This window comes from Kitasatospora sp. NPDC023118, from assembly GCF_055560875.1.
Map to the genome: position 1 here is coordinate 166,391 of NZ_JBVHHW010000009.1, position 25,036 is coordinate 191,426.

General features: G+C 72.8%; 21 protein-coding genes and 1 pseudogene. 10 read left to right on the plus strand and 12 right to left on the minus strand.

What is annotated here, in order from left to right; translation table 11 throughout:
- Nucleotides 1-11: 11 nt before the first annotated feature.
- A complete protein-coding gene (locus ACZ3UD_RS14270; protein WP_465586148.1) occupies nt 12-698 on the plus strand; it encodes an HAD family hydrolase in 687 nt (228 codons plus the stop codon).
- 412 nt (nt 699-1,110) lie between these two features.
- On the opposite strand, the gene ACZ3UD_RS14275 is transcribed toward ACZ3UD_RS14270, so the two are convergent.
- The gene (locus ACZ3UD_RS14275; RefSeq protein ID WP_465586150.1) at nt 1,111-2,067 is read right to left on the minus strand and encodes a TIGR03557 family F420-dependent LLM class oxidoreductase; all 957 of its coding nucleotides are present in this window, start codon (nt 2,065-2,067) and stop codon (nt 1,111-1,113) included.
- Nucleotides 2,068-2,657: 590 nt separating this feature from the next.
- On the opposite strand from ACZ3UD_RS14275, the gene ACZ3UD_RS14280 reads away from it, so the two are divergent.
- Nucleotides 2,658-3,218, plus strand: a complete 561-nt coding sequence (locus ACZ3UD_RS14280; protein ID WP_465586151.1) for a hemerythrin domain-containing protein — start codon at nt 2,658-2,660, stop codon at nt 3,216-3,218.
- A 256-nt stretch (nt 3,219-3,474) separates the two neighbouring features.
- Nucleotides 3,475-3,990: a hypothetical protein gene (locus tag ACZ3UD_RS14285; protein ID WP_465586152.1), complete on the plus strand. Its 516-nt coding sequence runs from the start codon at nt 3,475-3,477 to the stop codon at nt 3,988-3,990.
- Nucleotides 3,991-4,132: 142 nt separating this feature from the next.
- Here the strand turns inward: ACZ3UD_RS14285 and ACZ3UD_RS14290 are convergent, their stop codons facing one another.
- The 7 genes from ACZ3UD_RS14290 to ACZ3UD_RS14320 form a co-directional block, all read right to left on the minus strand.
- Nucleotides 4,133-4,492, minus strand: a complete 360-nt coding sequence (locus ACZ3UD_RS14290; protein ID WP_465586328.1) for an STAS domain-containing protein — start codon at nt 4,490-4,492, stop codon at nt 4,133-4,135.
- A gap of 534 nt (nt 4,493-5,026) precedes the next feature.
- Complete coding sequence (locus ACZ3UD_RS14295) at nt 5,027-6,670, minus strand: glycoside hydrolase family 15 protein (RefSeq protein WP_465586154.1); 1,644 nt, start codon at nt 6,668-6,670, stop codon at nt 5,027-5,029.
- Nucleotides 6,671-6,709: 39 nt separating this feature from the next.
- Nucleotides 6,710-6,898: a hypothetical protein gene (locus tag ACZ3UD_RS14300; protein WP_465586155.1), complete on the minus strand. Its 189-nt coding sequence runs from the start codon at nt 6,896-6,898 to the stop codon at nt 6,710-6,712.
- 104 nt (nt 6,899-7,002) lie between these two features.
- Nucleotides 7,003-8,112, minus strand: a complete 1,110-nt coding sequence (locus ACZ3UD_RS14305) for an enolase C-terminal domain-like protein (protein WP_465586157.1) — start codon at nt 8,110-8,112, stop codon at nt 7,003-7,005.
- Entirely contained in the window at nt 8,109-8,624 is a 516-nt protein-coding gene (locus ACZ3UD_RS14310; RefSeq protein ID WP_465586159.1) for a DUF1360 domain-containing protein, read from the minus strand. Before ACZ3UD_RS14310 ends, ACZ3UD_RS14305 begins: the two co-directional genes overlap by 4 nt.
- On the minus strand, nt 8,621-11,713 hold the full coding sequence (locus tag ACZ3UD_RS14315; RefSeq protein WP_465586161.1) for an FAD-binding and (Fe-S)-binding domain-containing protein: 3,093 nt from the start codon (nt 11,711-11,713) through the stop codon (nt 8,621-8,623). Before ACZ3UD_RS14315 ends, ACZ3UD_RS14310 begins: the two co-directional genes overlap by 4 nt.
- Nucleotides 11,714-11,716: 3 nt before the next feature.
- The gene (locus ACZ3UD_RS14320) at nt 11,717-13,504 is read right to left on the minus strand and encodes a thiamine pyrophosphate-requiring protein (protein WP_465586163.1); all 1,788 of its coding nucleotides are present in this window, start codon (nt 13,502-13,504) and stop codon (nt 11,717-11,719) included.
- Nucleotides 13,505-13,724: 220 nt separating this feature from the next.
- On the opposite strand from ACZ3UD_RS14320, the gene ACZ3UD_RS14325 reads away from it, so the two are divergent.
- Nucleotides 13,725-13,925: a hypothetical protein gene (locus ACZ3UD_RS14325; RefSeq protein WP_465586165.1), complete on the plus strand. Its 201-nt coding sequence runs from the start codon at nt 13,725-13,727 to the stop codon at nt 13,923-13,925.
- A gap of 49 nt (nt 13,926-13,974) precedes the next feature.
- On the opposite strand, the gene ACZ3UD_RS14330 is transcribed toward ACZ3UD_RS14325, so the two are convergent.
- Nucleotides 13,975-14,208: a DUF6296 family protein gene (locus ACZ3UD_RS14330; protein WP_465586167.1), complete on the minus strand. Its 234-nt coding sequence runs from the start codon at nt 14,206-14,208 to the stop codon at nt 13,975-13,977.
- Complete coding sequence (locus tag ACZ3UD_RS14335) at nt 14,205-14,609, minus strand: STAS domain-containing protein (RefSeq protein ID WP_465586168.1); 405 nt, start codon at nt 14,607-14,609, stop codon at nt 14,205-14,207. The genes ACZ3UD_RS14330 and ACZ3UD_RS14335 overlap by 4 nt, the downstream gene beginning before the upstream one ends.
- Before the next feature lie 375 nt (nt 14,610-14,984).
- Here ACZ3UD_RS14335 and ACZ3UD_RS14340 point away from each other — a divergent pair, with 375 nt between their 5' ends.
- The 5 genes from ACZ3UD_RS14340 to ACZ3UD_RS14360 all read left to right on the plus strand — a co-directional run bounded on the left by ACZ3UD_RS14340 (nt 14,985) and on the right by ACZ3UD_RS14360 (nt 20,249).
- Nucleotides 14,985-15,545, plus strand: coding sequence for a hypothetical protein (locus ACZ3UD_RS14340; protein WP_465586170.1), 561 nt, complete (start codon nt 14,985-14,987; stop codon nt 15,543-15,545).
- A 63-nt stretch (nt 15,546-15,608) separates the two neighbouring features.
- A complete protein-coding gene (locus tag ACZ3UD_RS14345) occupies nt 15,609-16,178 on the plus strand; it encodes a hypothetical protein (RefSeq protein ID WP_465586171.1) in 570 nt (189 codons plus the stop codon).
- A 609-nt stretch (nt 16,179-16,787) separates the two neighbouring features.
- Nucleotides 16,788-18,143, plus strand: a complete 1,356-nt coding sequence (locus tag ACZ3UD_RS14350; protein WP_465586173.1) for an MFS transporter — start codon at nt 16,788-16,790, stop codon at nt 18,141-18,143.
- Nucleotides 18,144-18,177: 34 nt separating this feature from the next.
- On the plus strand, nt 18,178-18,873 hold the full coding sequence (locus ACZ3UD_RS14355; RefSeq protein ID WP_465586174.1) for a response regulator transcription factor: 696 nt from the start codon (nt 18,178-18,180) through the stop codon (nt 18,871-18,873).
- Nucleotides 18,870-20,249: a sensor histidine kinase gene (locus ACZ3UD_RS14360; RefSeq protein WP_465586176.1), complete on the plus strand. Its 1,380-nt coding sequence runs from the start codon at nt 18,870-18,872 to the stop codon at nt 20,247-20,249. The genes ACZ3UD_RS14355 and ACZ3UD_RS14360 overlap by 4 nt, the downstream gene beginning before the upstream one ends.
- Nucleotides 20,250-20,280: 31 nt before the next feature.
- On the opposite strand, the gene ACZ3UD_RS14365 is transcribed toward ACZ3UD_RS14360, so the two are convergent.
- Nucleotides 20,281-21,225 carry a TAXI family TRAP transporter solute-binding subunit gene (locus tag ACZ3UD_RS14365; RefSeq protein WP_465586177.1) on the minus strand — a complete coding sequence of 315 codons (945 nt, stop codon included), beginning with the start codon at nt 21,223-21,225 and terminating at the stop codon, nt 20,281-20,283.
- Nucleotides 21,226-21,331: 106 nt separating this feature from the next.
- Nucleotides 21,332-23,191, minus strand: a complete 1,860-nt coding sequence (locus ACZ3UD_RS14370) for a phospholipase C (protein ID WP_465586179.1) — start codon at nt 23,189-23,191, stop codon at nt 21,332-21,334.
- 270 nt (nt 23,192-23,461) lie between these two features.
- Here ACZ3UD_RS14370 and ACZ3UD_RS14375 point away from each other — a divergent pair.
- Nucleotides 23,462-24,984, plus strand: a pseudogene (locus ACZ3UD_RS14375) (FAD-dependent monooxygenase).
- The last annotated feature ends 52 nt before the right edge of the window (nt 24,985-25,036 follow it).

Sequence of the window (25,036 nt, forward strand, 5' to 3'; positions counted from 1 at the left end):
GGAGGCGGTTGATGCCGGTCGGGGCGCTGTTCGATGTCGACGGGACCCTGCTGGATACCAGCTACTGGCACACCGTCGCGTGGACCGAGGCGCTGGCCCAGTTCGGCCACACCCCGGCGATGGCGCGCATCCACGACGGGATCGGCATGGGTGGCGACCAGCTCCTGGACCACGTGCTCGGTGACGACCGCGACCGTAGTGAGGACGAGGCGATCAGGGCGGCGCACCAGGCGCTGTTCGCTCGGCTGTGGCCCGGTCTGCGGGCCTTCGACGGTGCGGCCGATCTACTGCGGGAGCTGAAGCGGCGCGGCTGGAGCATCGTCCTGGCCTCCTCCGCCTCCGCGCGGGACCTGGCGGTGATGCGCCGCGTCCTGGACGCCGACGACGTGATCGACGCCGCGACCAGCGCCGACGACGTGGACGCCAGCAAGCCCGCCCCCGACCTCGTCCACGCCGCCCTCGACAAGGCCGGCGTCGGACCGCAGCAGGCGCTGTTCGTCGGCGACACCCCCTGGGACGTGGAAGCCGCGACCCAGGCCAAGGTTCCCTGTATCGCGGTGCTCTCCGGCGGCTTCGGCGAGCGGGTGCTGCGCGCGGCCGGCGCCCTCGAGGTGCACACCACGGTGGCCGAGCTTCTCGCTGGCCTGGACGGCAGTGCACTCGCCGACCCGGCCCGCTACGCGTCCGGCCCCAGATAGCCGCGGCGGCGTGGACGACGCGCCCGGCGCAGGCGCGGTCACCGTCGAGTTCTACGGCCTGCTACGGGCCGCGACCGACCGCCGCCAGGCCAAGCGGCGCTTCATCGAGCGGCCCGCCGCGCCTGGCACGGGATTCCGGATGTCGGCGCGGGCATCGGCATCGTCACCTCGCCGCGGGTGCCGCGCTGGTTCGCGCCGTCGGACCGTCGGGCGCGATGCGCGCGGCTCCGCTGACGCCCCTGGCGGGTCTGGGCGCCGATCGGCGTGCCCTGCTCACCCTCCATCCCGGGCCCGTCGAGGCGGCGGGCGTGGAGGAGGTGGCGGACCTGGCTGTCGCCTCCACTCCAACGTCACGCCTGCCTCGGCCGCGAGACGGTCGGGGTGGCTCGGCCCCGCCTGGGCGGCACCCCCGTCAGCGTTGGAGGGCGGGCAGCACGAGCTCGCGGTAGGCGTCGAAGAAGACCTCCTGATCCGGACCGATCTGCCCGACGTACACCTCGTCGAAGCCCGCCCGCGCATAGGCGTGCACCGTCTCCACGTGCTCCTCCACGTCGTCGCCGCACGTGACCGTGTCGGCCACCATGTCGCGGGTGACCAGCTCGCTGGCCTGCTCGAAATGCGCCGGGGTGGGCAGGACCTGGGCGAGCTCACCGGGCAGCAGCTCGGTCGGCCACAGCCGGTGCACCACGTCGACGGCCTTCTCCCTGTTGCTGCTCCAGCACACCTTCACCCCGCCCACCACCTTCTTGCCCTCCCCGCCGCCGTGACGGAAGGCGCCCACCAGGTCCGCATCAGGGGTCATGGTGACGAACCCGTCCCCGATCCGGCCGGCCAGCCTGGCGGCCTTCGGACCGAAGGCGGAGACGAGGATCGGCAGGGGACCGTCGGGTGCGGTGTAGAGGCGGGCGTTGTCGACGGTGTAGTGCCGTCCGCGGTGCCTGAGCAGGTCGCCGGTGAACAACTTGCGCATCACGTCGACCGTCTCCTCCAGCATGTCGGCGCGTTCCTCGAAGGACGGCCACCGGTCGCCGTGGATGTGCTCGTTCAGCGCCTCACCCGTGCCGACCCCGAGCGCGAAGCGCCCGCCGAGCAGCACGCTGGAGGTGGCGGCGGCCTGCGCGGTGACCGCGGGGTGCAGGCGCATCGTGGGACAGGTCACCAGCGTGGTAACCGGCAGGTCGACGGCCTGCGACAGCGCGCCGATCATCGACCACACGAACGCGCTGTTGCCCTGCGCGTCGTTCCACGGATGGAAGTGGTCCGAGATCGCGAGCCGGGTGAACCCGGCCTGCTGAGCCCGCCGGGCCTGGTCGATCAGCTCGGCCGGAGTGAACTCCTCACACGACAGGAAGTAGCCGTACTCGGTCACCGGATCCCGCTCCTCTCCGAAGTCTGTCGCTCTTCCAGCGGCCGCCCGGCGCGGCCGGAGTCCGAACGGCCGCGCCGGGCGCGCGCAGCACCGGACCACCACGCTAGGCCGCGAGCGTGCCACCGAGGCCCTGGCCGCACCGGGCCACCACCGACACCAACGCGATCGGCTGACGAGGGCAGCGGCCAGCAGGCCCCAGATCAGCTGCCGGCCGTAGCCGTCGCGCTCCCCGTCCCGGGACCGGCTTCCGGCGGCCGAGAACTGTTCGCCCGGCGGGGGACGCCGGAGCGGCTGCCCGCCGGGCGAAAGGGCAAACCGGCACGGCCACCCGGCTCGGAGCCCAGGTGGGTCCTGCCGGGGCCCGCAGCCCCGGACCGCCGACCCCGTGGATCCCGCCCCGGACCGGACACTGCGGGCCCGCCGAAGGCGGCGGACACAGGGCTCCGACGCACACACTGCCGCTGTGCCGTGCGCGGCGGGGCCGATCGGGTGAGGCCACAGCGGGCTCAGCAGGCGCCGTGCGCCGGACAGGGATATCTCTGGGGTGGGCGGGATGGACCCGACCCGACAGGACGAGAGGCGGATGTGCGATGGGCCACGGCCGGAACGTGATCGACGAGCTGATGACCGACCACCGCGAGGTCGAGGAGATGTTCGCCCGTATCCAGGCGATGACCGCAGGCGGCCAGCAGCTGCGTGACATGGTGGACGAGGTCACCATCGAGCTGGTGCGGCACTCGGTCGCCGAGGAGCAGTACCTGTACCCGGCGGTGCGCGAGCATATCCAGGGCGGTGACCGGCTCGCGGACAAGGAGATCGCCGACCACGGCCGGATCGAGAAGATCCTCAAGCAGCTGGAGAAGACGGACACCGACACCGCGCAGATGAGCCCGCTGCTGCAGCAGCTCATGGACGAGGTCGCCGCCCACGTCCAGGACGAGGAGAACAACCTCTTCCCCATGCTGCGCCGCACCTGCACCCCGCAACAGCTGGACGACCTCGGCGATAAGATCCGCCGCGCCAAGTCCATGGCCCCCACCCGCCCGCACCCCTCCGCGCCCAGCACTCCGACGGTCAGCAAGCTCCTCGCTCCGGGCGTCGGCCTGGTCGACCGGGCCCGCGACTTCGTCACCGGCCGCGGCAAGTCCTGAACCTTCTCACCGAGCGGTACCAGGCAGGGCCGCAGTCCTGCCTGGTACCGCTCGGCCACGGAGCGTGCGGCCCGATCGGAGGCCCCGGACGGCCCGGCCCCGCCCGCACGGACCGGGCGTGACGCCGGTCATGCCGACCCCTGCCGGGCCCGGCCTACACTGGTCGCCTACGAAGCGGTGGCAGTGTCGCCCCCGCGCACCAGCTCGCGCACCCGATCACCGGGCAGGCGAGCACGCTTCCGAGGGACCGACCGCCGTGCCCGCCGATCTGACACCCGTCATAGCCGCCTGCACCCGCTGGCTTCTGGCCGCCTACCCGCCGCCCCCGGGCGCACTCAACTACGCTCTGGCCGAAGCCCAGGCCCGCCAGGCCGCCACCCTCGCCGCCCACCTGCGCCACCCCACCGCCCTGGACGTGCAGCTGCTCCACCTCCTCGGCCCGGGCGGCACCGGCCGGCTCGACTGGCTCACCGCGGCCGACCTCGGTGACGACGAGGGCATGGCGTGGCGTACCTGGGTCGACGAGACCGTGGTCAGCTGGGCGACGTGCCTCCTGGCCGACCCCTCGCTGAGCGGTCGCGCCCGCCAGGCGCTCGAGCGCACCGAGCACCGCGACGAGGCCGGCGGCCTACGCCGCCTGACCGTCCCCGGCCCCCGCGACAGCGAAGCCGCAGCCCTGCTGCGCCATCCCGACCTCCTCGAAGGCATCGCCTGCCTCCACCGGGACACACTCCTCGCGCTCCTGGACGCCGACAGCGCCGCGCTGCCCTGACACACACCTGCCGTCCGCGATACGTCATCCATCTGGCCGGGACTGCCGCGCCCTGGTTCGCCGACGGACTCGGGTACGGCTCCGGCTCGGCGGGCGCTCAGGGCTCGCGGAAAATCCAGGCGGGTGCCGCTGGCCGGTGGCATCAGCTGCTGCCGACGCCCCCAGGTGCCCGGTCGCCGGACAGCAGACGACGGGTGCGGGTCAGGGTGAGGAGCCGGGCGACACGCGGCACGGCGGTGTCGGTACGGACCGCCAGGCCGGGCGCGTCGCGGCGGGTCCGCTTGCAGGCATGGATCAGCGCGGCCAGGCCGGTGCAGTCGCAGAACGCCACCTCGGACAGGTCGACCTCCACCCCGGCCGGGAAGCCACGGGCGGTGCGTACGAGGGCGTCCATCAGTTCGGCGGCCACGTTCACGTCGATCTCCCCGGCCAGGTGGACCGTGGCGTGTCCGTCCGGCCGCGGCTCGCAGTGGACCGTGAGCTGGCCGGCCGCCAGGGACATGCCGCCCACGGCCGCGGACGTGCGGCGCTGTCGATTCGTTCGCCGATGTCGTCGCATCACAGGGCCCCTCCCAGCACCAGTCGAGGAAGGTCATCTCATCGTCGTCTGGCGACACCGGCAGCGCAACACCCGATCACGACATGCCGTCGCCGACCCGCCACGGCGTTCGCCGCCGTTTCCGGCCAGAGGCTCGGGGCGGGCACCGTCGCCCTGGGGCGTCGGGCGCGAGCGCCGAGCCCCCATCGCGGGTGAGTCGGCGAGTGGCGGTGCACGATGATCACGGTGCCGCCGGCACCGACAGCGCGCTCACCGCACGCCTGGCAGCAGGGCATTCGCCGCGTCGGCGCGGGTGGGTCGACCCCAGCCGCACTCACCGAAGTGGCGGCACGGCGCCGCTCCTCCGCTTCCCGCCCGGCTGCATCGAGCCCGTTCGCCTCGGGAGCGGCTGCGGCTGCGCCGCGGTCGTCGTGGTGTCATGCCGCCGTGGTGGTCTGCCAGCGGGCGACACAGCCGGGCGGTAGCGCGGCGCCTTGGTTACCGGGCGCGGGCCAGCGCGGTGGCGGCTTCCAAAAGAAGGGCGTGGACGAAGGCCTGGGGCAGGTTGCCGCGCAGCTGGCGCTGGGCGACGTCGAACTCCTCGGCGTACAGGCCCGGCGGTCCGCAGGCGGCGCGGTTGCGCTCGAACCAGCGCACCGCCTCGAGGTGGTTGCCCTGCTGGTGGTGGGCGAGGGCGACCAGGAATCCGCACAGCAGGAACGCGCCCTCGGCGTCCTGCAGGGGGCGGCGGTCGTGGCGGAAGCGGTAGCAGTAGTGGTCCTGGGCGAGGTCGGTCAGGACGGCGTCCAGGGTGGCGCGGGTGCGCGGGTCGTCTGCGGGCAGGGCGCCGCGTACGGCGGGCAGCAGTAGTGCGGCGTCCACTCCCGGATCGGTGGGTGAGCGTTGCCAGCGGCCGCTGGGGTGCAGGCAGTCGGCGGCGGTGTCGGCGATGAGTCGGTCGGCGAGGGCCTCCCAGCGGGCCACGATGCCTCGGCCGGTCGCGGGGTGGGCGATGGCGATGGCGCGTAGCCCAGCCGCGCAGGTCAGCCGGCTGTGCGCCCACCGGTCCGGATGGAGTTCCCAGATCCCGGCGTCGTTGTCGCAGTGGCGGGTGGTGATCGCGTCGGCGGCGATCTGGGCGGCACGCCAGCCGTCCGCGTCCAGCATGTCGTGGCGGGCGCCGGCGGCGAGCAGCAGCAGGCTCTCGCCGAACACGTCGAGCTGGAACTGGCGGTTGACTCGGTTGCCGATGACGTCGAAGCCGCCCGGGTAGCCGGGAAGGTCCAGCGTCCGCGGGTCGGGAATCGGGCCGCCCGCGGTGGTGTAGGCGGGGGCGAGGTCGGGGCCGTGGTCGAGGAGGCGGGCGGTGACGAACCGCAGCGAGTCCGCGAGCAGCGGGCGCAGGCCGTTCGCGGCGGCGGCCTGGCCGATGTAGGCCTGATCGCGGATCCACACGTACCGGTAGTCGTAGTTGCGGCCCTGCTCCGCTCGCTCCGGAAGGCTGGTGGTGGCCGCGGCGACCGTCCCGCCGCCAAGGCCGGTCAGGCCCGTGAGGACCGCGTAGGCGTGCCGGGCGTCCCGCTGCCCCAGCACGCCGTGCAGGCCGGGGACACGCGCCTCCCACTCGGCCTCGGTGGACCGCCACAGCGCTCCGGCCGGCTCGGGGCTCGGCAGCGGCCGGTCGGAGACCTCCAGCACCAGGTCGCGAGACCTGCCAGCCTCCACACGCACACGGCTGCGCAACAGCGAGCCGTCGGCCCGGGCGTCGGGGCAACCCCGCAGGCGCACGTGCAGATCGTTGGCCCGCGCCGTCCAGTCGCCGGCCTCGTCGCGCCTGATCTTCCGCAGCGGGTGCGCGCCGAAGCCTGCGGCGGGGTTCAGCTGCACGTCGAGGTCGGCGTCGCCGTCGACGGCCGTGATCCTGCGCAGCACCACCGCCCGGTGCGCGTCCCCGGGGTAGGCGAGGGCCTCGCGGCACTCGACGATGCCGCCGGTGGTAGTCCACCGGCTGCGCCAGATCAGGCTGCCCGGTTCGTAGTAGCCGCCCCACACGTACGACTGGGTGGGGGCGACGGTGTACCAGCCGTCACCGCCGATCAGGGCGGCGAAGACGGCGTCGCCGTCCCAGCCGGGTGCGCACATCCACGCGATGTCGCCCCGCGGCCCCACCAGGGCTCCGCGCTAGCCGTCGGCGAGCAGCGCGTAGTCGCGCAGGACATGGGGAGCGGGCGGGCCTGTGGTGGGGGCGGTCAACGGCTCATCTCCCGTGAAGGCGACGGACGGTCGGTGGCAGGCGTGGAAGCGGTCCCGGGCGGGCACACGCCCGGTGGTCAGGGAGGTGCCGGAGATGACCGGGATCAGGGTGGTCAAGCGTCCCGCCCCGCAGCGCCCGCGGCCTCGGTACGACCTACGGACCCCTTCGGGTCGTCCGTTGCCGTACGGCGCGAGCCCGCTCCAGGACACGCCGGTCCGCGTCAGCCCGGGGCACGGAATCGCTCGGCAACCTTGCTGCGCAGGCTCAGCCCGAGGCCGGGCCGGCCTTCCTGTCCCGGGCGCAGGATGCCTCCGTCGGGGCTGAGGGCGCCGTCGAACAGCAGGTGCTCGATGCGGACGTGGTCGTGGAACCACTCCAGGTGGCGCAGGTTCGGCACCGCGGCGGCGGCATGGGCGTGGGCGTGCGGGGCGCAGTGCCCCGACAGCTGGAGATTGTGGGCCTGGGCGAGGGCGGCGGCGCGCAGCCACACGGTGATGCCGCCGCAGCGGGTGGCATCGGCCTGCAGGCAGTCCACGACTGGGACCATGCGGGCGAAGTAGGGCAGGTCGTAGCCGTACTCGCCGGCCGCGACGTCGGCAGTGACCGCGTCGCGGACGAGGGCGAGACCGGCCAGGTCGTCGGAGGAGACGGGCTCCTCGAACCAGCTCACCCCCCACCTGGCGAGCGAGCGTGCGAGGCGGACGGCCTGCCTACGGGTGTAGGCGCCGTTGGCGTCCACGTAGAGATCGGCGTCGTCGCCGATCAGCTGTCGGGCCTGCTCGGTACGCTCCAGGTCCCGCCGTTCCCGGGTGCCCCACCCCTCACCGATCTTGATCTTGAAGCGGGTGAAACCCTGCCCGGCCCAGCCCCGCAGCTGGTCGGCCAGCTGGCGGTGGTCGTAGGTGGTGAAACCGCCGCTACCGTAGACGGGCACCTCGCGCCGGGCGGCGCCGAGCAGGTCGATCAGCGGCATGTCGAGGAGGCGGGCCTTGAGGTCCCACAGGGCGATGTCGACGGCGGAGATGGCGCCGGCGACCAGGCCGGGGCGGCCGGTGTTGCGCACGGCGCGGCTCATCGCCTCGTTGGCGGCCGGGATGTCGAAGGCCGGACGGCCGACGACGAGATCGCGCAGCTGACCGGTGATCACCTGGGCGGTGGCGGGAGCTCCGTAGGTCCAGCCCAGGCCGGCGGTGTCCCCGCTGCGGGCGTGGACCAGGACCATGGTGGTCGATTCCCAGGCGAGTGTGCCGTCGGCCTCCGGGGCGTCGGTGGGGAATTCGAGGACCTGCGCGCGCAGGTCCTCGACGGTCACGGCGGCATCGGCTGTCATGACGCGTCGTCAGCTGCGTGTTGGGCCGCCGTGCGGGCGAACTGCAGGAAGTCGGCCGCCGCCAGGGCGGCGAGTGTGGCGGTGACGAGTCTGGTGGCGCGCGGCGCGAAGACCGACCCGGCGGTGCAGGCGGTGGCGACCCACAGGCCGGTGCAGAACGGGCAGGTCACCAGCTCGCCGACCGCTTTGCGGGCGCCGGTGCCGCGTACGTCCTCCGCCAGTTCGGCTGGCCCGGTGGTGCCTTCGAAACGGGTGAACGGTGCGCGCAGCGGACTGGTGACCGGATCCTTGGCGATCAGGCGGGACAGCTGGTGCGTGGCCAGCGCGGTGAGCGTGACGTCCCACGGGGTCGGATCGGGCAGTGCACGGCCGGTGGCCCGGGCGGCAGCGGCGACGCCGGCGGTGGCGGTGGCGTAGAGGCCCATGAGACCGGCGTAGGAGGCGAGGGGGCGGTCGTCATCGCCGCTGTAGGCGCGGGCCTCGCGGTGCAGTCGCTTGTGCAGGGATCTCATCGTGTCGCCCTCCGGGTGTGGCGGCGGTGGCGGGCCGCGAGCACTCCTCCCGCGGCCAGGCCTGCCGCGGCGCCGGCGACGCCTGCGCTCAGCAGGCGGGCTGCTGCGGGATGAGGCTGCGGGCGGGGGACCGTTTGCTCGGGGTGGTCGCCGGGCAGCTCTCCGGCCAGGGCCAGGGCGAGGGCCTCGGCCAGATGCAGGGCCTGCCGTCCGGTGTCGGCCTGGTCGATCTGGGTGCGGCAGCTGAAGCCGTCGGCCAGGACGAGGGCGTCGGGGGCGGTGTCGCGTACTGCGGGCAGGACGCCCTGTTCGGCGATGGCCTGGGAGAGGTCGTAGTGTCCTTGTTCGAAGCCGAAGTTCCCGGCCAGGCCGCAGCAGCCCTCGTCGAGGACGGTGGAGTCGATGCCGGCGCGGCGCATCAGTTCGCGGTCCGCACCGGTGCCGAGGACGGCGTGCTGGTGGCAGTGCGTTTGCACGGTCGCCGCCCGGCCGGCTTGCGGGGGATGCCAGCCGTCCGGGGCGTGGTGGACGAGCTGCTCGGCGAAGGTACGCATCTGTGTGGCCAGGCGCCGGATGTCCTGGTCGCCGACGAGCAGGTCGGGGGCGTCGTCGCGGAAGACCGCGGTGCAGGAGGGTTCGAGGCCGATGATCGGCGTGCCGGCCTCCAGCCACGGTCGCAGGATCCGGGCGCTCCGCTGCACGACGCGGCGGGCGGTGACGAGCTGGCCGGTGGAGATCCAGGTCAGGCCGCAGCACACCGGCCCGTCAGGGACGGCGACCTGGAAGCCGGCGTCCTCGAGGACCTGGACGGCCGCCTGGGCGATGTGCGGGTGGAAGTTGTTGGTGAAGGTGTCCGGCCACAGCAGCACGGTGCGCGGATCGCGCGGATCCGGCTGCGGCCTGCCCGAGCGGCGCCAGTCCTGCTGGAACGACCGGTCGGCGAACAGCGGTGCGGTGCGGCGCGGGTCGACGCCGGCGAGCATCTTCCCGACACGCCCCAGGCCGGGGGCCTGTAGGGCGGCATTCGCCAGGCCCGGCGCCGTGCGCGCCAGTCGGGCCCACAGGGGAAGCCAGCCCATCGCGTAGTGAGCGGCCGGGCGCAGCCGGCCCTCGTAGTGGTGGGCGAGGAACTCGGCCTTGTAAGCGGCCATGTCGACGCCGACCGGGCAGTCGGACTTGCAGCCCTTGCAGGCCAGGCACAGGTCGAGGGCGTCACGGACCTCGGGGGAGCGCCACCCGGCGGTGACCGGGGAGTCATCGTGGCCGCCGAGCATCTCGAACAGCAGCCGGGCCCGGCCGCGGGTGGAGTGTTCCTCCTCCCCGGTGGCGCGGTAGGAGGGACACATCACTCCGCCCCGGCGGGTGCGGCAGTTGCCGATGCCCACACAGCGCAGCACCGCCTGGGAGAAGTCGTGCCGGTCGTCGACGAAGGCGAAGTGCGTCCGCTGGGGTGCGGGGCGCCAGTCGGCGCCCAGGCGCAGATCGGAATCGACGCGGTGGGGGTGGACGACCTTGCCGGGGTTCATCCGGTTGCCCGGGTCGAACAGTGCCTTGACCTCGACCATCGCCTCGACGAGCTGGGGGGTGAACATGCGGGGCAGCAGTTCGCCGCGGGCCTGCCCGTCGCCGTGCTCGCCCGACAGCGAGCCGCCGTAGGAGGCGACCAGGTCGGCGGCGTCGAACAGGAACGCCCTGAACGCCTCGATGCCCTTGCCCTCGCGCAGGGCGAACGGGATGCGGGTGTGCACGCAGCCCTGCCCGAAGTGCCCGTACAGGGAAGCCTGCTGGTAGCCGTAGCGGTCGAGCAGCCGCTCCAGGTCGCGCAGGTAGGCACCCAGCTTCTCCGGGGCCACCGCGGAGTCCTCCCAGCCCTCCCACGTCTCGGACCCGTCCGGCGGCCGCGCGGTCACCCCCAGGCCCGCCTCGCGGGCCTTGAGCATCTCGTGCTCGCGCGCGGGATCGTCGGACAGCGCCACCGACGCATCGTCCTCGTCCCGGCCGATCGCCCGCAGCAGCTCGTACGCCTGGGCGTCGGCCTGCTCCTTCGTGTCGCCGGTGAACTGCACCATCAGCCAGCTGTCGCCCGCGGGCAGGCGTTCCAGGGATTCCAGGTAGGCGTGCTCCTCGCGCATCAGCTGCGCCATGCGCCCGTCGACGGCCTCCAGCTGTGTGGGGCTGCTGTGTTCGAGCAGGGCGGGGACGGCGTCGGCGGCGGCGTAGATGTCGTCGAAGCCGAGGACGAGCAGCGCCTCGGCGGCGGGCACGTCGACCAGTTCCAGTTCGGCGTGCAGGACGGTCACCAGGGTGCCTTCGCTGCCGACGAGGGCGCGGGCCAGGTTGAAGCCGTTCTCGGGCAGCAGGGCGTCGAGGTTGTAGCCGGAGACGCGGCGCGGGATCTTGGGATAGCCACGGCGGATCTCCGCCAGGTGGCGGGCGGTGAGGTCGCGCAGCCCCTGGTACAGGCGTGCCTGCGGCCCGCCGGCGGCCACGATCCGCGCGTACTCCTCCTCGCTCGTGGGACCGGCCCAGAACCGGGCGCCCTCGTAGGTGAGGACCTCCAGGCGGCGGACGTTGTCGGCGGTCTTGCCGTAGGCCTGGGCGGAGGCGCCGCAGCTGTTGTTGCCGATCATCCCGCCCAACGCGCAGTGGCTGTGTGTGGAGGGCTTCGGCCCGAACTTGAGGCTGTGCGGGGCGAGCCGGCGGTTGAGCTCGTCGAGGACGATGCCCGGTTCGACCACGCAGGTCCGTGCCTGCGAGTCGACCGAGACCAGCCGGTTGCAGTACTTGGTCCAGTCGATGACCACCGCGGTGTTGGTGCACTGCCCGCCGAGGCTGGTGCCCCCGCCGCGCGAGAGCACCGGGGCGGCGAACCGGGCGCACACGGCGACCGCGACGGCTCCGGCCTCCACCGTGCGGGGCACGACTACGCCGAGCGGGACCTGGCGGTAGTTCGAGCCGTCGGTCGCGTACGCGCCGCGGCTGCCCGCGTCGAACCGGACCTCGCCGTCCACCTCCGCGCGCAGCGCGCGCTCCAGTGCGGCGAGGTTCACCTCCTGACCGGCGAGGTTTCCCTTCCGACGGTCGGGCATCGGTCAGCTCCGCCCGCTGCCGGGCAGGAAATCCTGGATCTTGGCTTTCGCACCCTGCTGGACCACGGAGGCCCGGTCGCTGTCGCCGTGCAGAACGGCTGAGGCGGCGGCCTTGATCTGGTCCCAGGTGGCGTGGGGCGGGATGGGCGGCACCGCGGGGTCGGTGCGGAAGTCGATGACGAACGGCCGGTCCGCGGCGAGCGCCTGACGCCACGCCGCCTCCACCTGGTCGGGCGTCTCGACCCGGACCCCGCCCAAGCCGAACGTGCGGGCGATGTCGGCATAGCGCACGTCGGGCAGGCTCTGCGAGGGCTCGAACTGCGGTGCGCCCTGCATGGCGCGCATCTCCCAGGTGACCTGGTTCAGGTCGTGGTTGTTCAGCACCGCCACGACCATGCGTGGGTCGGACCACTCCTGGTAGTACTTGGCGGCGGTGATCAGTTCGGCGAGGCCGTTCATCTGCATGGCGCCGTCGCCGACGATCGCGATCGCCGGCCGGTCAGGGTGGGCGAACTTCGCGCCGATCACGTACGGCACCCCTGGCCCCATGGTCGCGAGGGTGCCGGAGAGGGAGCCGCGCATGCCGTCGCGCAAGCGCAGGTGGCGGGCATACCAGTTGGCGGCCGAGCCGGAGTCCGCGGCCACGATCGCGTTCTCGGGGAGCAGCGCGTCCAGCGCGTGGACGACGTACTCCGGATTGACCGGGTCCGCGGTGACCTCGGCGCGGCGCTGCATGACCTCCCACCAGCGCGCCGAGTTGTCCTCCACCGTCTTGCGCCAGCTGCCGTCCGCCTTGCGCTCCAGCAGCCGGATCAGACGGCGCAGCGCCTCGGCGGCGTCGCCGACGAGGTTGACCTCGAACGGGTAGCGCAGGCCCACCATGGACGGGTCGAGGTCGATCTGCACCGCCCGCGCCTGGTCGAACTCGGGCAGGAACTGGGTGTAGGGGAAGCTGGAGCCCACCACGAGGAGGGTGTCGCAGTCGCGCATCATCTCGTAGGAGGCCCGGGTGCCGAGTAGGCCGATCGAGCCGGTCACGTACGGCAGGGTGTCGGGCAGCGCGTCCTTGCCGAGCAGTGCCTTCGCCACGCCGGCGCCGAGCAGGTCGGCGACCTGCTCGACCTCGGCGCGGGCGTGCCGGGCGCCCTGCCCGATCAGCATCGCCACCTTCTCGCCGGCGTTCAGGATCTCCGCCGCCTTCGCCAGATCCTCGTCGGTGGGGACGGGGGCGTAGTGCGGGATGCCGAGGCTGGAGGGGACCTGCTTGAAGGCGTGCGTCGGCGGCTCGTAGTCGAGTTCCTGTACGTCGGCAGGGATGATCACCGCAGTGACCGTGTGCCGGGTCGCGGCGATGCGCATGGCCCGGTCGAGGACATTGGGCAGCTGGGCGGGGACGGTGACCATCTCGCAGAACTCCGAGGCCACGTCCTTGTACAGGGTCACGAGGTCGACTTCCTGCTGGTAGGAGCCGCCCATGGCACTGCGGTCGGTCTGCCCGACGATCGCGACCACCGGGACGTGGTCGAGCTTGGCGTCGTACAGGCCATTGAGGAGGTGGATCGCGCCCGGGCCGGAGGTGGCGGCGCACACTCCGGTGCGCCCGGAGAACTTGGCGTACCCGACGGCCTGGAAGGCGGCCATCTCCTCGTGCCTCGCCTGGATGAACCGGGGCCGGTCCTCGGCACGACCCCAGGCGGCCAGCAGCCCGTTGATGCCGTCACCGGGGTAGGCGAAGACGTACTCGACCTCCCAGTCACGCAGCCGCTCGAGCACATAGTCGGAAACCTGCATCACCCAACTCCTCCACAGCGCGGTTCTGGCCCGGGGGCACCGGGGTGGGACCCGTGTGCGCGGGTAACCCGCCAGTGCCGGTGTGAAACCCGTCCGGTGCGAAGCGGGGTGGCAGAGCGTCAGGGTTGCCCAGGTCCTGGGCAGTATCACCGCAGCGGGCACTCGACCCGGACAGACTTGCCGAACGACCGCGGGTCGGTGCCCCACCCGGTGGAAAGGCGTGAGCGTCGAGGAGGTCACGCGGCTCGACGGCTGGCACCACACCGAGATCGTCGACCAGCTCCCGGACGAGCGGATCGCCCGGCGCGCGATGGAGGGCGAGACGTGTCAGCGCGGCGTGGTGACCCGCGCCCGGCTGGACGGCAGTCGCACCCTCGTCCACCTGGTTGGTCGTCCCGGGCCCTCCGAGCGAGGTCGCTGACGGTCCCCAGCCCGATAGGGCCCGGCTCGTGTCGGGTGCCCTCCGTTGGTCAGGGCAGGGGCTGGGCGTGCAGGCAGGTGTGCTGGCCGGGATCTGCGGGGGTGGCGAGCGGGCGGGCGACTCCGGCCACGATTTCGACGCGGAAGGTGCCGGCGGCGTCCGCGAACACCGGCTGGCCGTCTCGGGTGGTCTCGCCGGTGGCGTGGACGATGACGACTTCCGGCGGGGCGTGACCGCCGGGGACCCCAGGCAGGGTGATCGCGTAGCGTGACGGCATGTTCATGGCCAGCTCCGCTGATGCGGGCGGCTGGTGTGGAGTGCCGCGTGGACGCTGTCACGGATGGTGAACAGTTCGTCGGTGCTGGTGATCTCCAGTAGTCGGCGGATCTGCGGCGAGAGGGCTGCCAGGACGAGTCGGGTGCCGGCCAGCGTGGTGTCCTGGAGGGTCTGGAGAAGGGTGTTCAGGCCGGAGGAGTCACAGAAGGTGACACCGGCCAGATCGACGACCAGCTGGGGCGGGCGGTCCCTGACGGCGCGCGCGAGGGCGTTCTCCAGCTTCGCTTGCTGGGCCTGGTCGATCTTGCCTTCCACGCGGCAGACGACGGCCTCGTCGGTCGCCAGCGTGGTGATCCGCAGGACGGGCCCGATGACGTCGCCGGTGTTCGTCGGGCTGTGCTCGGACATGAGCGGGCTCCCTCCCAGTGAGGAAAGGCTGTCCGCCTTCGAGCTTGCCCCGCCGCCCGCGTCGAAACCACCCCCTTCGCTGCCGCGGCGCACGCCGTAGCCCGCGGTCATGACCGGTGGTCGAATGACCGGTCCCCGCCGCCTTGGAGACGCTCCTGGCGGGCAACCACTGCTTCATTGCCGGCACCCCCGAGCACCCGAAACCAGGACGCCGTCCGCCGCGCGGCCACGGCCCCCTCCCAGAGCCCACGCGCCCTGATGCCACCGCTGCGACTTCGACAGAACGGCGGAGCAGGCAGTCTTGACACCGTGACCGAGTTTTGAGTTGCCGATTCCGGGCACCCGCTGGCCATCAAGCCCCTCAGGGAGGACCCGATGTCCACAGGAACGCTTATTGCGATTATCGTTCCCATCGCGGTTGTTCTCATTCTGTTGGCCATTGCAACGTGGTACCTCATCCAGCGCCGCCGGCTCCAGGAACGCTTCGGACCCGAATACGACCGGACCGTCCAGCGCTCAAAGAGCAGGTTCGCCGCTGAGCGGGAGCTGCATGCCCGCGAGCAGCGCCACGACCAACTTGATATCAAGCCGCTTCCGGACGCGATGCGGGACCGGTATGCCGAGGACTGGACACAGGTCCAGCGGCAGTTCGTGGACCGGCCAGGCGAGGCGGTGCAGCAGGCCGACCGGCTCGTCACCGTGCTCATGCATGAGCGCGGATACCCAACGGAGGGCTACGAGCAGAAGGTCCGGGACCTGTCCGTGGAGCATGGACGCACGCTGGAGCACTTCCGGGCCGCCCACGCGGTGAACGAGCACCTCCGTGACCACGACGTGACCACCGAGGAGCTCCGCGGCGCGATGGTGCATTATCGCGCGCTCTTCGATGACTTGCTCGGTGACGGTCATCGCGGGTCGGCCAGCGGCCGGAGGTGAGACAGCGTCCGAAGCGCGTAAGAGCGACGATGGCTACCAATACCATGAAAGCGAACGAAGCAGATGAAGTACGAAGGCAGCGCCGGGAATGACGAAGAGCGCCTGACCACCGAGGATCTGGCCCGTTCCCCCGAGGCGCAAAAGGAACCTGTGGGCCAGGACCGCGAGGAGACGGAAACGGCGGAGGACAGGCCGGTGTACCCGGGCGAGGCCACCGGTGGACTTGCCGATGTGGGCACCGAGGAGGAAGCCGGACCGGCGGAGACGGGGGAGCCCGGCGGTCGGGAGACCGCCGACGAGGGCGGAACCCTTGGGGAAGGAGAGACCGCAGAACAGCCGAGCGAGCGCACCCAGGGCGCTGGTGAGGAGCCGCTGTTCGCCCCAGAGGACGAGAATGAGCTCAGGTCCCGCTGGCAGGAGATCCAGAGTAAGTTCGTCGACGATCCCCAGGAAGCGGTGCGCTCGGCGGATGTATTGGTCGCTGACCTCATGCAGCGCCTGGCTGCCTCTTTCTCGGACCACAAGCGAGGCCTGGAGCAGCAGTGGAACAGTGGGGGTGAGGTGCAGACCGAGGACCTGCGGCTGGCACTCCAGCAGTATCGCTCCTTCTTCAACCGGTTGCTCAGCAGCTGAGCCCGATCGCCGTGCCTGGGACGAAAGCCCGCAACGTGCGTCCCTGATTTTGTTGTCGTGCTTTGCGGGCCCGCGCGGAGTGCGGGGTCGATCCAGCGGCTGCTTGCGCCACCGCGCGCAGGTGACGGTGAGCCGGGCCCAGCCGATGGCGAAGTCGGGAGATCCCCACATGCAACCGGCGGCACCCCGCTGCTGCCCTGACCGACATCGGTCAGGGCAGCGGTTTGCGACCAGTGGATAGGGTGCCGTCCGGCTGGCGGTCACGGTGCCCGGGTGTCGGCTGGCGGCGGCTCGGGGGTCTCGTCGTCCTCGGCCTTGGCCCGGACGTCCTGCGGTCCCGGACGTCCTTCGGTCCCGGACGTCCTTCGGTGTGGGGGCGACGATGTGGTGTTCCGCCGCGGACCGCTCCCGTGTCCCCTCGGCGGCCGGCTCCTGCCCCGGGCGAGGGCGGTCAGCGGGCGTCCGGGCCCCGAGAGCAGGCGGCTTCCGTGAGCGTCCAAGCGGCTTCCTTAGCGGAATGTTAGATCTGCGCGGTGGTCCTTGCCGCCGCCCGGCCGGCGGCTGCACGCTCTGGGGCACCCACCCACCGCAGCAGATCCGGGAGCCGCCATGTCCCCGTCCAGCACCGTCCGTCCGCAGCCGCCCGGCGAGGAGCGCGCCCGGCGGCGGCTCGCCCTGATCGGCGGGTCGCTGGGGAACCTGGTGGAGTGGTACGACTGGTTCGTCTACGCCAGCTTCGCGGTCTACTTCGCCGACGACTTCTTCCCCGGCTCCAACTCCACCGCGAAACTGATGAACACCGCCGGGATCTTCGCCGTCGGCTTCCTGATGCGCCCCGTCGGCGGCTGGCTGCTCGGCCGGGCCGCCGACCGGCACGGGCGCAAGAGCGCGCTCACCCTGACCGTCACCATGATGTCCGCGGCGGCCGTACTCATCGCCGTTGCCCCGACCTACGACCGGGCCGGCTACCTCGGCGCGGTCGTCCTGCTGCTCGCCCGGCTGCTCCAGGGCATGAGCATCGGCGGCGAGTACGCCGCCAGCGCCACCTACCTGACCGAGGCCTCGGCGCCCGACCGGCGCGGGCTCGGCTCCTCCTTCCAGTACGTTTCCATGACCTGCGGCCAACTCCTCGGCCTCGGCATCCTCATCGTCCTGCAGCACACCCTCACCAACGCCCAACTGCACTCCTGGGGCTGGCGGATGCCCTTCCTGCTCGGCGCCGTCCTCGCCGCCGTGGTGCTCTGGCTGCGCCGCCGACTGCCGGAGACCGAGGCCTTCGCCGCCGAGACCGCCGGCGGCGAGCAGGCCGGCGCCCGCGGCACCCTGCGCAGCCTCTGGGAGCACCGGCGCCAGGCTGGCCTGGTGATGGCCCTCACCCTCGGCGGCACCGTCGCCTACTACACCTTCACCACCTATCTGACCAAGTACCTGATCGGCAGCGCCGGGCTGTCCAAGAACACCGCGACCCTGGTCAGCTTCACCGCACTCGCCGTCTTCGCCGCCGTCCAGCCGCTGGCCGGCCTGCTCTCCGACCGGATCGGCCGCCGCCCGCTGCTGATCACCTTCGCGCTCGGCTGCACCGTCGGCACCTATCCGCTGATGACCGCGCTCGGCTCCGCCTCCGACTTCTGGTCCGCGCTCGGGCTCTCGCTGGTCGCGCTGCTGATCGTCACCGGCTACACCTCGATCAACGCGGCCGTGAAGGCCGAACTGTTCCCCACCCGCATCCGCGCCCTCGGCGTCGCCCTCCCGTACGCCCTCGCCAACGCGCTGTTCGGCGGCACCGCCGAGTACATCGCGCTCTGGTTCAAGAACAGCGGGCACGAGTCCGGCTTCTTCTGGTACGTCTCCGGCTGCGCCCTGGTCTCCCTGGTCACCTACGTGCTGATGCCGGACACCCGGCAGGCCGTGCTCAGCCCCGAGCAGGCCCCGGCGGCGCCCGCCCCGGCCGAGGCCGTACGGTAGGCACCGCACAGAGGTTCCACGGTGGGGAGGTTCCATGCACATGCTGCTCGTCGAGGACGACGACCGCATGGCCCAGGCCCTCGCCACCGCCCTCGCCCGGCGCGGGCACACCGTGCGCCGGGTGGTCCGCGCCACCGAGGCGCTCCGGCACGCCCGGGAGGCCGAGTTCGTCCTGCTCGACCTCGGCCTGCCCGACCTGGACGGCCTCGACCTGCTGCGCAAGCTCCGCACCGTCTGCTCCCTGCCGCTCATCGTGGTCACCGCCCGCAGCGAGGAGCGCGACATCGTGCAGGGCCTGCGGGCCGGCGCCGACGACTACGTGATCAAGCCGTTCCGGATGGCCGAACTCATCGCACGGATCGACACCGTGCGCCGCCGCACCGGCTCCGCTCCCGGCCAGGGCGGGCCGGGCGGCCCGGACGGCGGCGAGCGGCGGGTGCGCACCGGCGACGTGGCGATCGACCTGGCCGGGCGCACCGTGACCGTCGACGGCGCCCGGATCCGGCTCACCCGCCGCGAGTTCGACGTCCTCGCGCTGCTCGCCGCCCAACCCGGCGACGTCCGCTCCCGCGAGGAGATCCTCGACCGGATCTGGGGCGACGCCTTCCTCGCCTCCTCGCGCTCGCTGGACGTGCACGTGGCCGGCATCCGGGCCAAGACCGGGCGGGCCGGCCTGGTCCGCACCATCCGCGGCTACGGGTACCAGCTCGGCGAACTCGACAGCCCATGAGGCGCCGCCTGCTGGCCGTGCTGACCGCCCTGATCGGCACGGCCGTCCTGCTGCTCTCGCTGCCGCTGGCCGACTCCTACGCCCGCGGCCGCACCGAGCACCTGCTGCTCCAGCGGCGGGCCGACGGCGTGCGCTTCGCCGACCTCGCCGACCGGATCCGCACCGACGCCGACCGCCGCGAACTCGACGCCGAACTCACCCGCTACGCCCAGCTCTACGGCGCCGCGGTGACGGTGGTCGACACCACCGGACATACCGTCGGCCGGGCCGGCCCGGCCCCGGGCGACGCGGCCGCGCTGGCGGCCCAGGACCGGGCCCGTGACCGCGCCCTGACCGGCCGCTCCACCGAGGAACTGCCCACCGTCCGCCCCTGGGGACCGGACACCGTGGTGCTCGCCGAACCGGTCGGCCAGGACGAACGGGTGGGCGGAGCCGTCCTGTTGACCGTCCCCACCGACGCCGCGCGCCATGACGTGCTGGTGCGCTGGGTGCTGATCGCCGCCGGCGCCGTCACCGCCTTCGGCGCCGCCGCCCTGGTCGCGGCCGGGATCGCCCGCTGGCTGCTGCGGCCCGTCGACGAACTGGACCGGGCGGTGGCCACGGTGACGGGCGGCCGCTTCGAGGTCCGTGTCGCCGCCGACACCGGCCCGCCCGAACTGCGGCGGCTGCGGCGGCACTTCGCCGGCATGGCGCAGACCGTGGCCGACTCGTTGCGCCGCCAGCGCGACTTCGTCGCCGACGCGTCCCACCAGCTGCGCAACCCGCTGGCCACCCTGGTGCTGCAACTGGAGAACACCGAACCGCACGTCCGGCCCGGCCCCGGGCGGCAGGCGCACGCGCTGGCCCTGGACGAGGCGGACCGGCTGGGGGAGTTGCTGGACGGGCTGCTGGCGCTGGCCCGGATGGAGTCGGCCATCGCGCCGGTCGAGGAGCACGACGTCTCCGCGGCGGTGACCGGGCGGGTGGCGGTGTGGGCGCCGGTGTTCGAGGCGGGCGGGCTGGAGCTGACGGCGGAGGTCGCACCCGGGCTGCGGGCCCTCGGGCTCCCGGACGCGACCGGGCGGATCCTGGACGCGCTGCTGGACAACGCGAGCAAGTTCGTTCCGGAGGGCGAGCGCGTCCGGGTGGTGGCCGCAGCCACGCCCGAGGGGGGTTCGGTGGTCCGGGTCGCCGACAGCGGCCCGGGCGTTCCGGCGAGCCAACTTCCCCTGCTGCTGAGGCGGTTCGCCCGGGCGCCGGAGCACCAGAACGTTCCCGGCACCGGACTCGGCCTGGCCATCGCGGACGAGCTGGCGCGCGCCTGCGGCGGCTCGCTCACCGTTGCGCCGGCGCTGCCGCGCGGACTGACCGTCGAGTTCCGGCTGCCCGGAGTCTGAGCACAGCCCCGGCTCCAGCCGGGAGAGGACGTCAACCGTACACCGAGCGGTAGTAGGCCGCCGCCCCCGGGTGGAGCGGGACGGCCCCGGTGGAGACGGCGAACCGGGGCTCCAGCCGGGCGCCCGCCGTGACGGCCCGCAGCAGGGTGGCCCACTGGTCGAAGAGGATCTCCAGCAGCCGCCGGACGGCGTCCTCGGGCACCTCCGGCCGGGCGGTCAGGTAGTTGCCGACGCCGAGGGTGGCGACCGGGCCGCGCAGGCCGTACGCGCCGGTGGGCAGGGTGACCGCCGTGTAGACCGGGCCGTAGCGCTCGCGCAGCAGCGCGGCGACCGCGTCCAGCGGGACGAACCGTAGCGGCAGTTCCCGGGCGAGCGCGGACACCGCGGGCGTCGGCACCCCGCCGGACCAGAACACCGCGTCCAGCGCGCCGGTGCGCAGCGCGGCCAGGGACTGGGCCAGCCCGAGCGAGCGCTGCCGCACGCCGATCCCCGCCTCCCGCAGCAGCCGCCCGGCCGTCACCTGGAGTCCGGAGCCCACGGCGCCGGTCGCCACCGGGCGGTCGGCGAGGTCGGCGAGCTCGTGCACCGGGCCGTCGGCGGGGGCCAGCAGGTGGAGGTAGTTGACGTAGACCCGGGCCAGCGCCGTCAGCCCGAGCGGGCGGGCGAAGGTGTCCCGGCCGAGCACCGCGTCCTCGGCCACGTCGGCGGTGGTCAGTGCGAGGTCCACGGTGCCGTCGTCGAGCTGCTGGAGGTTGTCCACGCTGGCCGCGCTGCCCACCGGGGTGAGGATCAGCCGCCCGCCTGCTGTCACGGCCTCGGTGAAGGAGCGCCCGAAGGCGTTGTACGGGCCGCCCTCGGGCCCGGTGGCGAGCCGCAGCGAGCGCACCGGCCCGTCTCCGGCCGAGCACCCGGCGGTGACGGCGGCTGCCAGGGCTCCAGCCAGCAGGGTGCGGCGGCGTGGGGCGGTGGCGGTCATGGCGGGAAGGGTAGCCCGCCCCGGTCCTCGGTTGAACGCGGACACCGCCGGGCCCACGGTGAAGAGGACCCGGCGGTGTCGGGGTGGTGCAGGGTACGGTCGTGCGTCAGGCGCGGCGGCCGCGCTTGCGGCGGGCGAGGAAGACCGCGCCGCCACCGAGCGCCAGCAGGGCCACGGCCGCGGCCGCGATCGGCCCGGTGTTGGAGTCGGCACCGGTCGCGGCCAGCGCCGGGCCGCTCGCGCTGCTGGTGGCGCCCGCGACCGTGGTGGTGCCGGAGCCGCTGCCGGAGGTGGCGCCGGCGCCGTCGGTCGAGGTCGCCGTGCCGGCCGGGGTGGTGGCCGAGGAGCCGCCGGTGGGCCGGCCGGACGGGGTCGCGTCGCCGCCGGTCGGCTGGCCGGTGGCCGGGTCCAGGATCAGGGTGGCCGACTGGGCGTTCTTGAAGTCGAACATGCCCTCGATGGAGCCGGCGTGCTCGTCGAAGGAGGAGTCGCCGATCCGGCCGGTCTTCCAGTTGTCCTCGACGAAGCGCAGGATCGAGGTCTGGTCGGTCTGGGTGTGGTCGACGAAGTTGGACTTGGCGTAGGGGGACGCGACCAGCAGCGGCAGGCGCGGGCCGAAGCCGCAGCGGTCGGCGTAGCCGCCCCAGCCGGCGTCCTTGCCGCACTGGCCGGCGCCGTTCAGGCCGTCGTTGGCGGCGTCGCGCGAGCCGTTGACCGGCTCGGCGAACTTGTGGTCGTACCAGCCGTCCGAGTCGTCGTAGGCGATGACGACGGCGGTGGAGGCCCAGTCCTTGGACTTCTGCAGCTTGTTCATGGTGTCGACGACGAAGTGCTGCTCGTCCAGCGGGTCGGAGTAACCCGCGTGGCCGTCCTGGTAGTTGGCGGCCTTCAGGTAGCTGACGGCCGGCAGGTTGCCGTGCTGCAGGGCGGCGTCGAAGTCGGTCAGGTCGTACTGGTGGTTCGCCTGGCCGTCGTGGCCGATCTCGTCCACGTCCTTCGGCGCCAGGTGCTTCGGGTTCGCCGTGGACTTGTAGTACTGGAACGGCTCGTGGTGCGGGTTGTAGTCGGTCTGCGAGGCGCCGACGATGTTGTTGTGCGCGGCGTCGCAGACGGCCTTGCCGTCCTTGGTGCCGGTCGGCTTGAAGCCGCCCTGGAACCAACCCCAGCTGACGCCCTTGTCGTTGAGCAGGTCACCGACGTTCTTGCCGGTCATCACCAGCTGGTTGTGCGCGGGGTTGGAGCACTCGTCGTAGCCCGGGTCGGGGTCGTTGATGACGGTGCCGATGCCCTTGGCGTCCGGGGAGGCGACCACGTAGGCGTCGGTGGTCTGCTGACCGGTCTTCGGGTCGACCGGGTAGCCGCCGTGCAGCTGGCCGGAGACCAGGTTGATCGCGCCGGGCGTCGAAGGGCCGTAGTTGGTGCCGAAGGAGTTGTCGCTCATCGCGAAGCGCTGGGCGTAGTTCCAGTAGCCGGTGACGGTGTTGCCGTCGTAGTAGTCCATCACCAGGCCGGGCGCGGTGTACATCGGGGCCTTGCAGCTCTCGATGTCGGTGTGCTCGACGAACTTGTCCATCTTGCCGCCGTCGAAGGCGAGCTGCTCGTCCTTGTAGGTGTGGTCCTGGTCGCAGGTGACGGCCTGCGCCGGGCCCAGCCGCTGCGGGTTGTTCCGGTTCGGGTTCTTGTGAAGCAGGTCGTCGCTGAGGCCGTCCACCTCGGGGGTGCCGGGCTTGGCGGTGAACTTCACCTTGTCGTCGGCGGTGTTGGCCGCGTTCGGGTAGGTGCCGAAGTAGTGGTCGAAGGAGACGTTCTCCTGGAATATGACCACCAGGTGCTTGATCGGCGTGGCGGTCTGCGGGCCGTCGGCCGCGAAGGCGGCGGGCGTGCCGCCGAACGCGGTCAGCGAGGCCGCACCGATCAGGCCGGCACCGTACCGGAGCCACCGCTTGCGGGTGGGGACTGCGTGCATGGTTGGGTCCTCGACGTCATCGTCATCTGTGTCAGAAGTTGGGGCCGTGACGCGCGTAGCACGACAGCGGCGGCTCGAAACTAGACACTGGAGGTGAACGCGGTCAACAAGGGTATGTAAACGGGAGGTTAACCGCGCGGGTACGGAACGATGCGTCAGGGGCGGCGGTTTGGCAGACAAGTCCGTCGAATGCATCGATTACGGGACACCGGCCGGCGATTTCAGGCCCGACAGGCTGGGGGCGACGGCTGTTTGACAACGTTGAAGGGGGTGGCCGTGACCACCCACGGCAGGTCCGTCCACGCGACGGACACCGAGGTCCTGATCGTCGGCGCCGGCCCCACCGGCCTCGCCCTCGCCCTGGACCTCGCCCGGCACGGCGTCGCCGCGCTGCCGGTCGAGCGCGGTACGGAGCTCTTCCCCGGCTCGCGCGGCAAGGGCCTCCAGCCGCGCACCCTGAAGGTCCTGGACGACCTCGGCGTGCTCGCCGAGATCCGCGCGGCGGCCGGCCACTACCCGCCGAACCTGTTCTGGCGGGACGGCGAACCGCAGGGTGAGCGCTCGATGTTCGACCCGGCCGAGCCCTCCGAGGCCGAGCCGTACGCCGAGACGCTGATGCTCCCCCAGTGGCGCACCCAGCAGGTGCTGTACCGGAGGCTGCGGGAGCTGGGCGGCGAGGTCGCCTTCGGACGCGAGCTGGTCGGCCTGACCCAGGACGAGCGGGGCGTGACCGCCGAGTTCGCCTCCGGCGGCCCGGTCCGGGCGCGCTACGCGGTCGCCGCCGACGGCGGGCGCTCGACGGTGCGCCGGCTGCTCGGCATCGGCATGACCGGGGAGACCGTCGACCCGGACCCGATGCTGGTCGCGGACATCCGGCTCACCGGGCTCGGCCGCGAGCACTGGCACATCTTCCAGGCCGAGCAGGGCCTGCTGGCGCTCTGCCCGCTGGCCGACACCGAGGAGTTCCAGCTGATCGCCCGGCTCCCGGAGGGGGCGAGCGTCGACCTCTCGCTCGACGGCATCCGCACGCTCGTCGCCGAGCGCTCGCATCTGAGTGCCGAGCAGGTCGCCGGGGTGGGCTGGGCGTCCGAGTTCCGGCCGCGCGCGGCGCTCGCCGACCGCTTCCGGTCCGGCCGGGTTTGTTCCTCGCGGGCGACGCGGCCCACGTGCACTCCCCGGCGGGCGGGCAGGGCCTGAACACCAGCATCCAGGACGCCTACAACCTCGGCTGGAAGCTCGCCGCGGTGCTCACCGGCCGGGCGGACGCCGCGCTGCTCGACAGCTACCAGGAGGAGCGCCGGGCCAACGCCGCGGCGATGCTGGAGCTGTCGACCAGGGTCCACCGCGGCGAGGTCCGTCGGGGCCGGGCCACCCGGCAACTCGGTCTCGGCTACCGGGAGTCAACGCTCGCCGTGGACACCCGCCCGGGCCTGGGGGCGGAGGCGCTGCGGGCCGGGGACCGCGCGCCGGACGGCAGGCGCGGCGGCATCCGGTTGTTCGACGCCTTCCGGGGGCCGCACTGGACGCTGCTGACGGTCGGCCCGGCGGTCGGCCCGGCGGTCGGCCCGGCGGTCGGCGCGCCGGTCGAACTGCCCGCGCTGGACGTGCCGGTGGTCCGCATCCCGGCCTATGAGGCGTACGGTTCCGGCGTGTTCCTCGTCCGCCCGGACGGCTACGTCGGCTGGGCGGGGGCCACCGCCGAGGGCCTGGCGGAGTACGCGGCCCGCTGCGGGGCCGCCGCCTCGGTCGGCTCGGTCGCCTCGGTCGGCTCGGTCGCCTCGGTCGGGGAGTAGCCGCAGGGGGTCTCGGGGGCGGGCACCCGATCCGGTGCCGCCCCCGAGACGG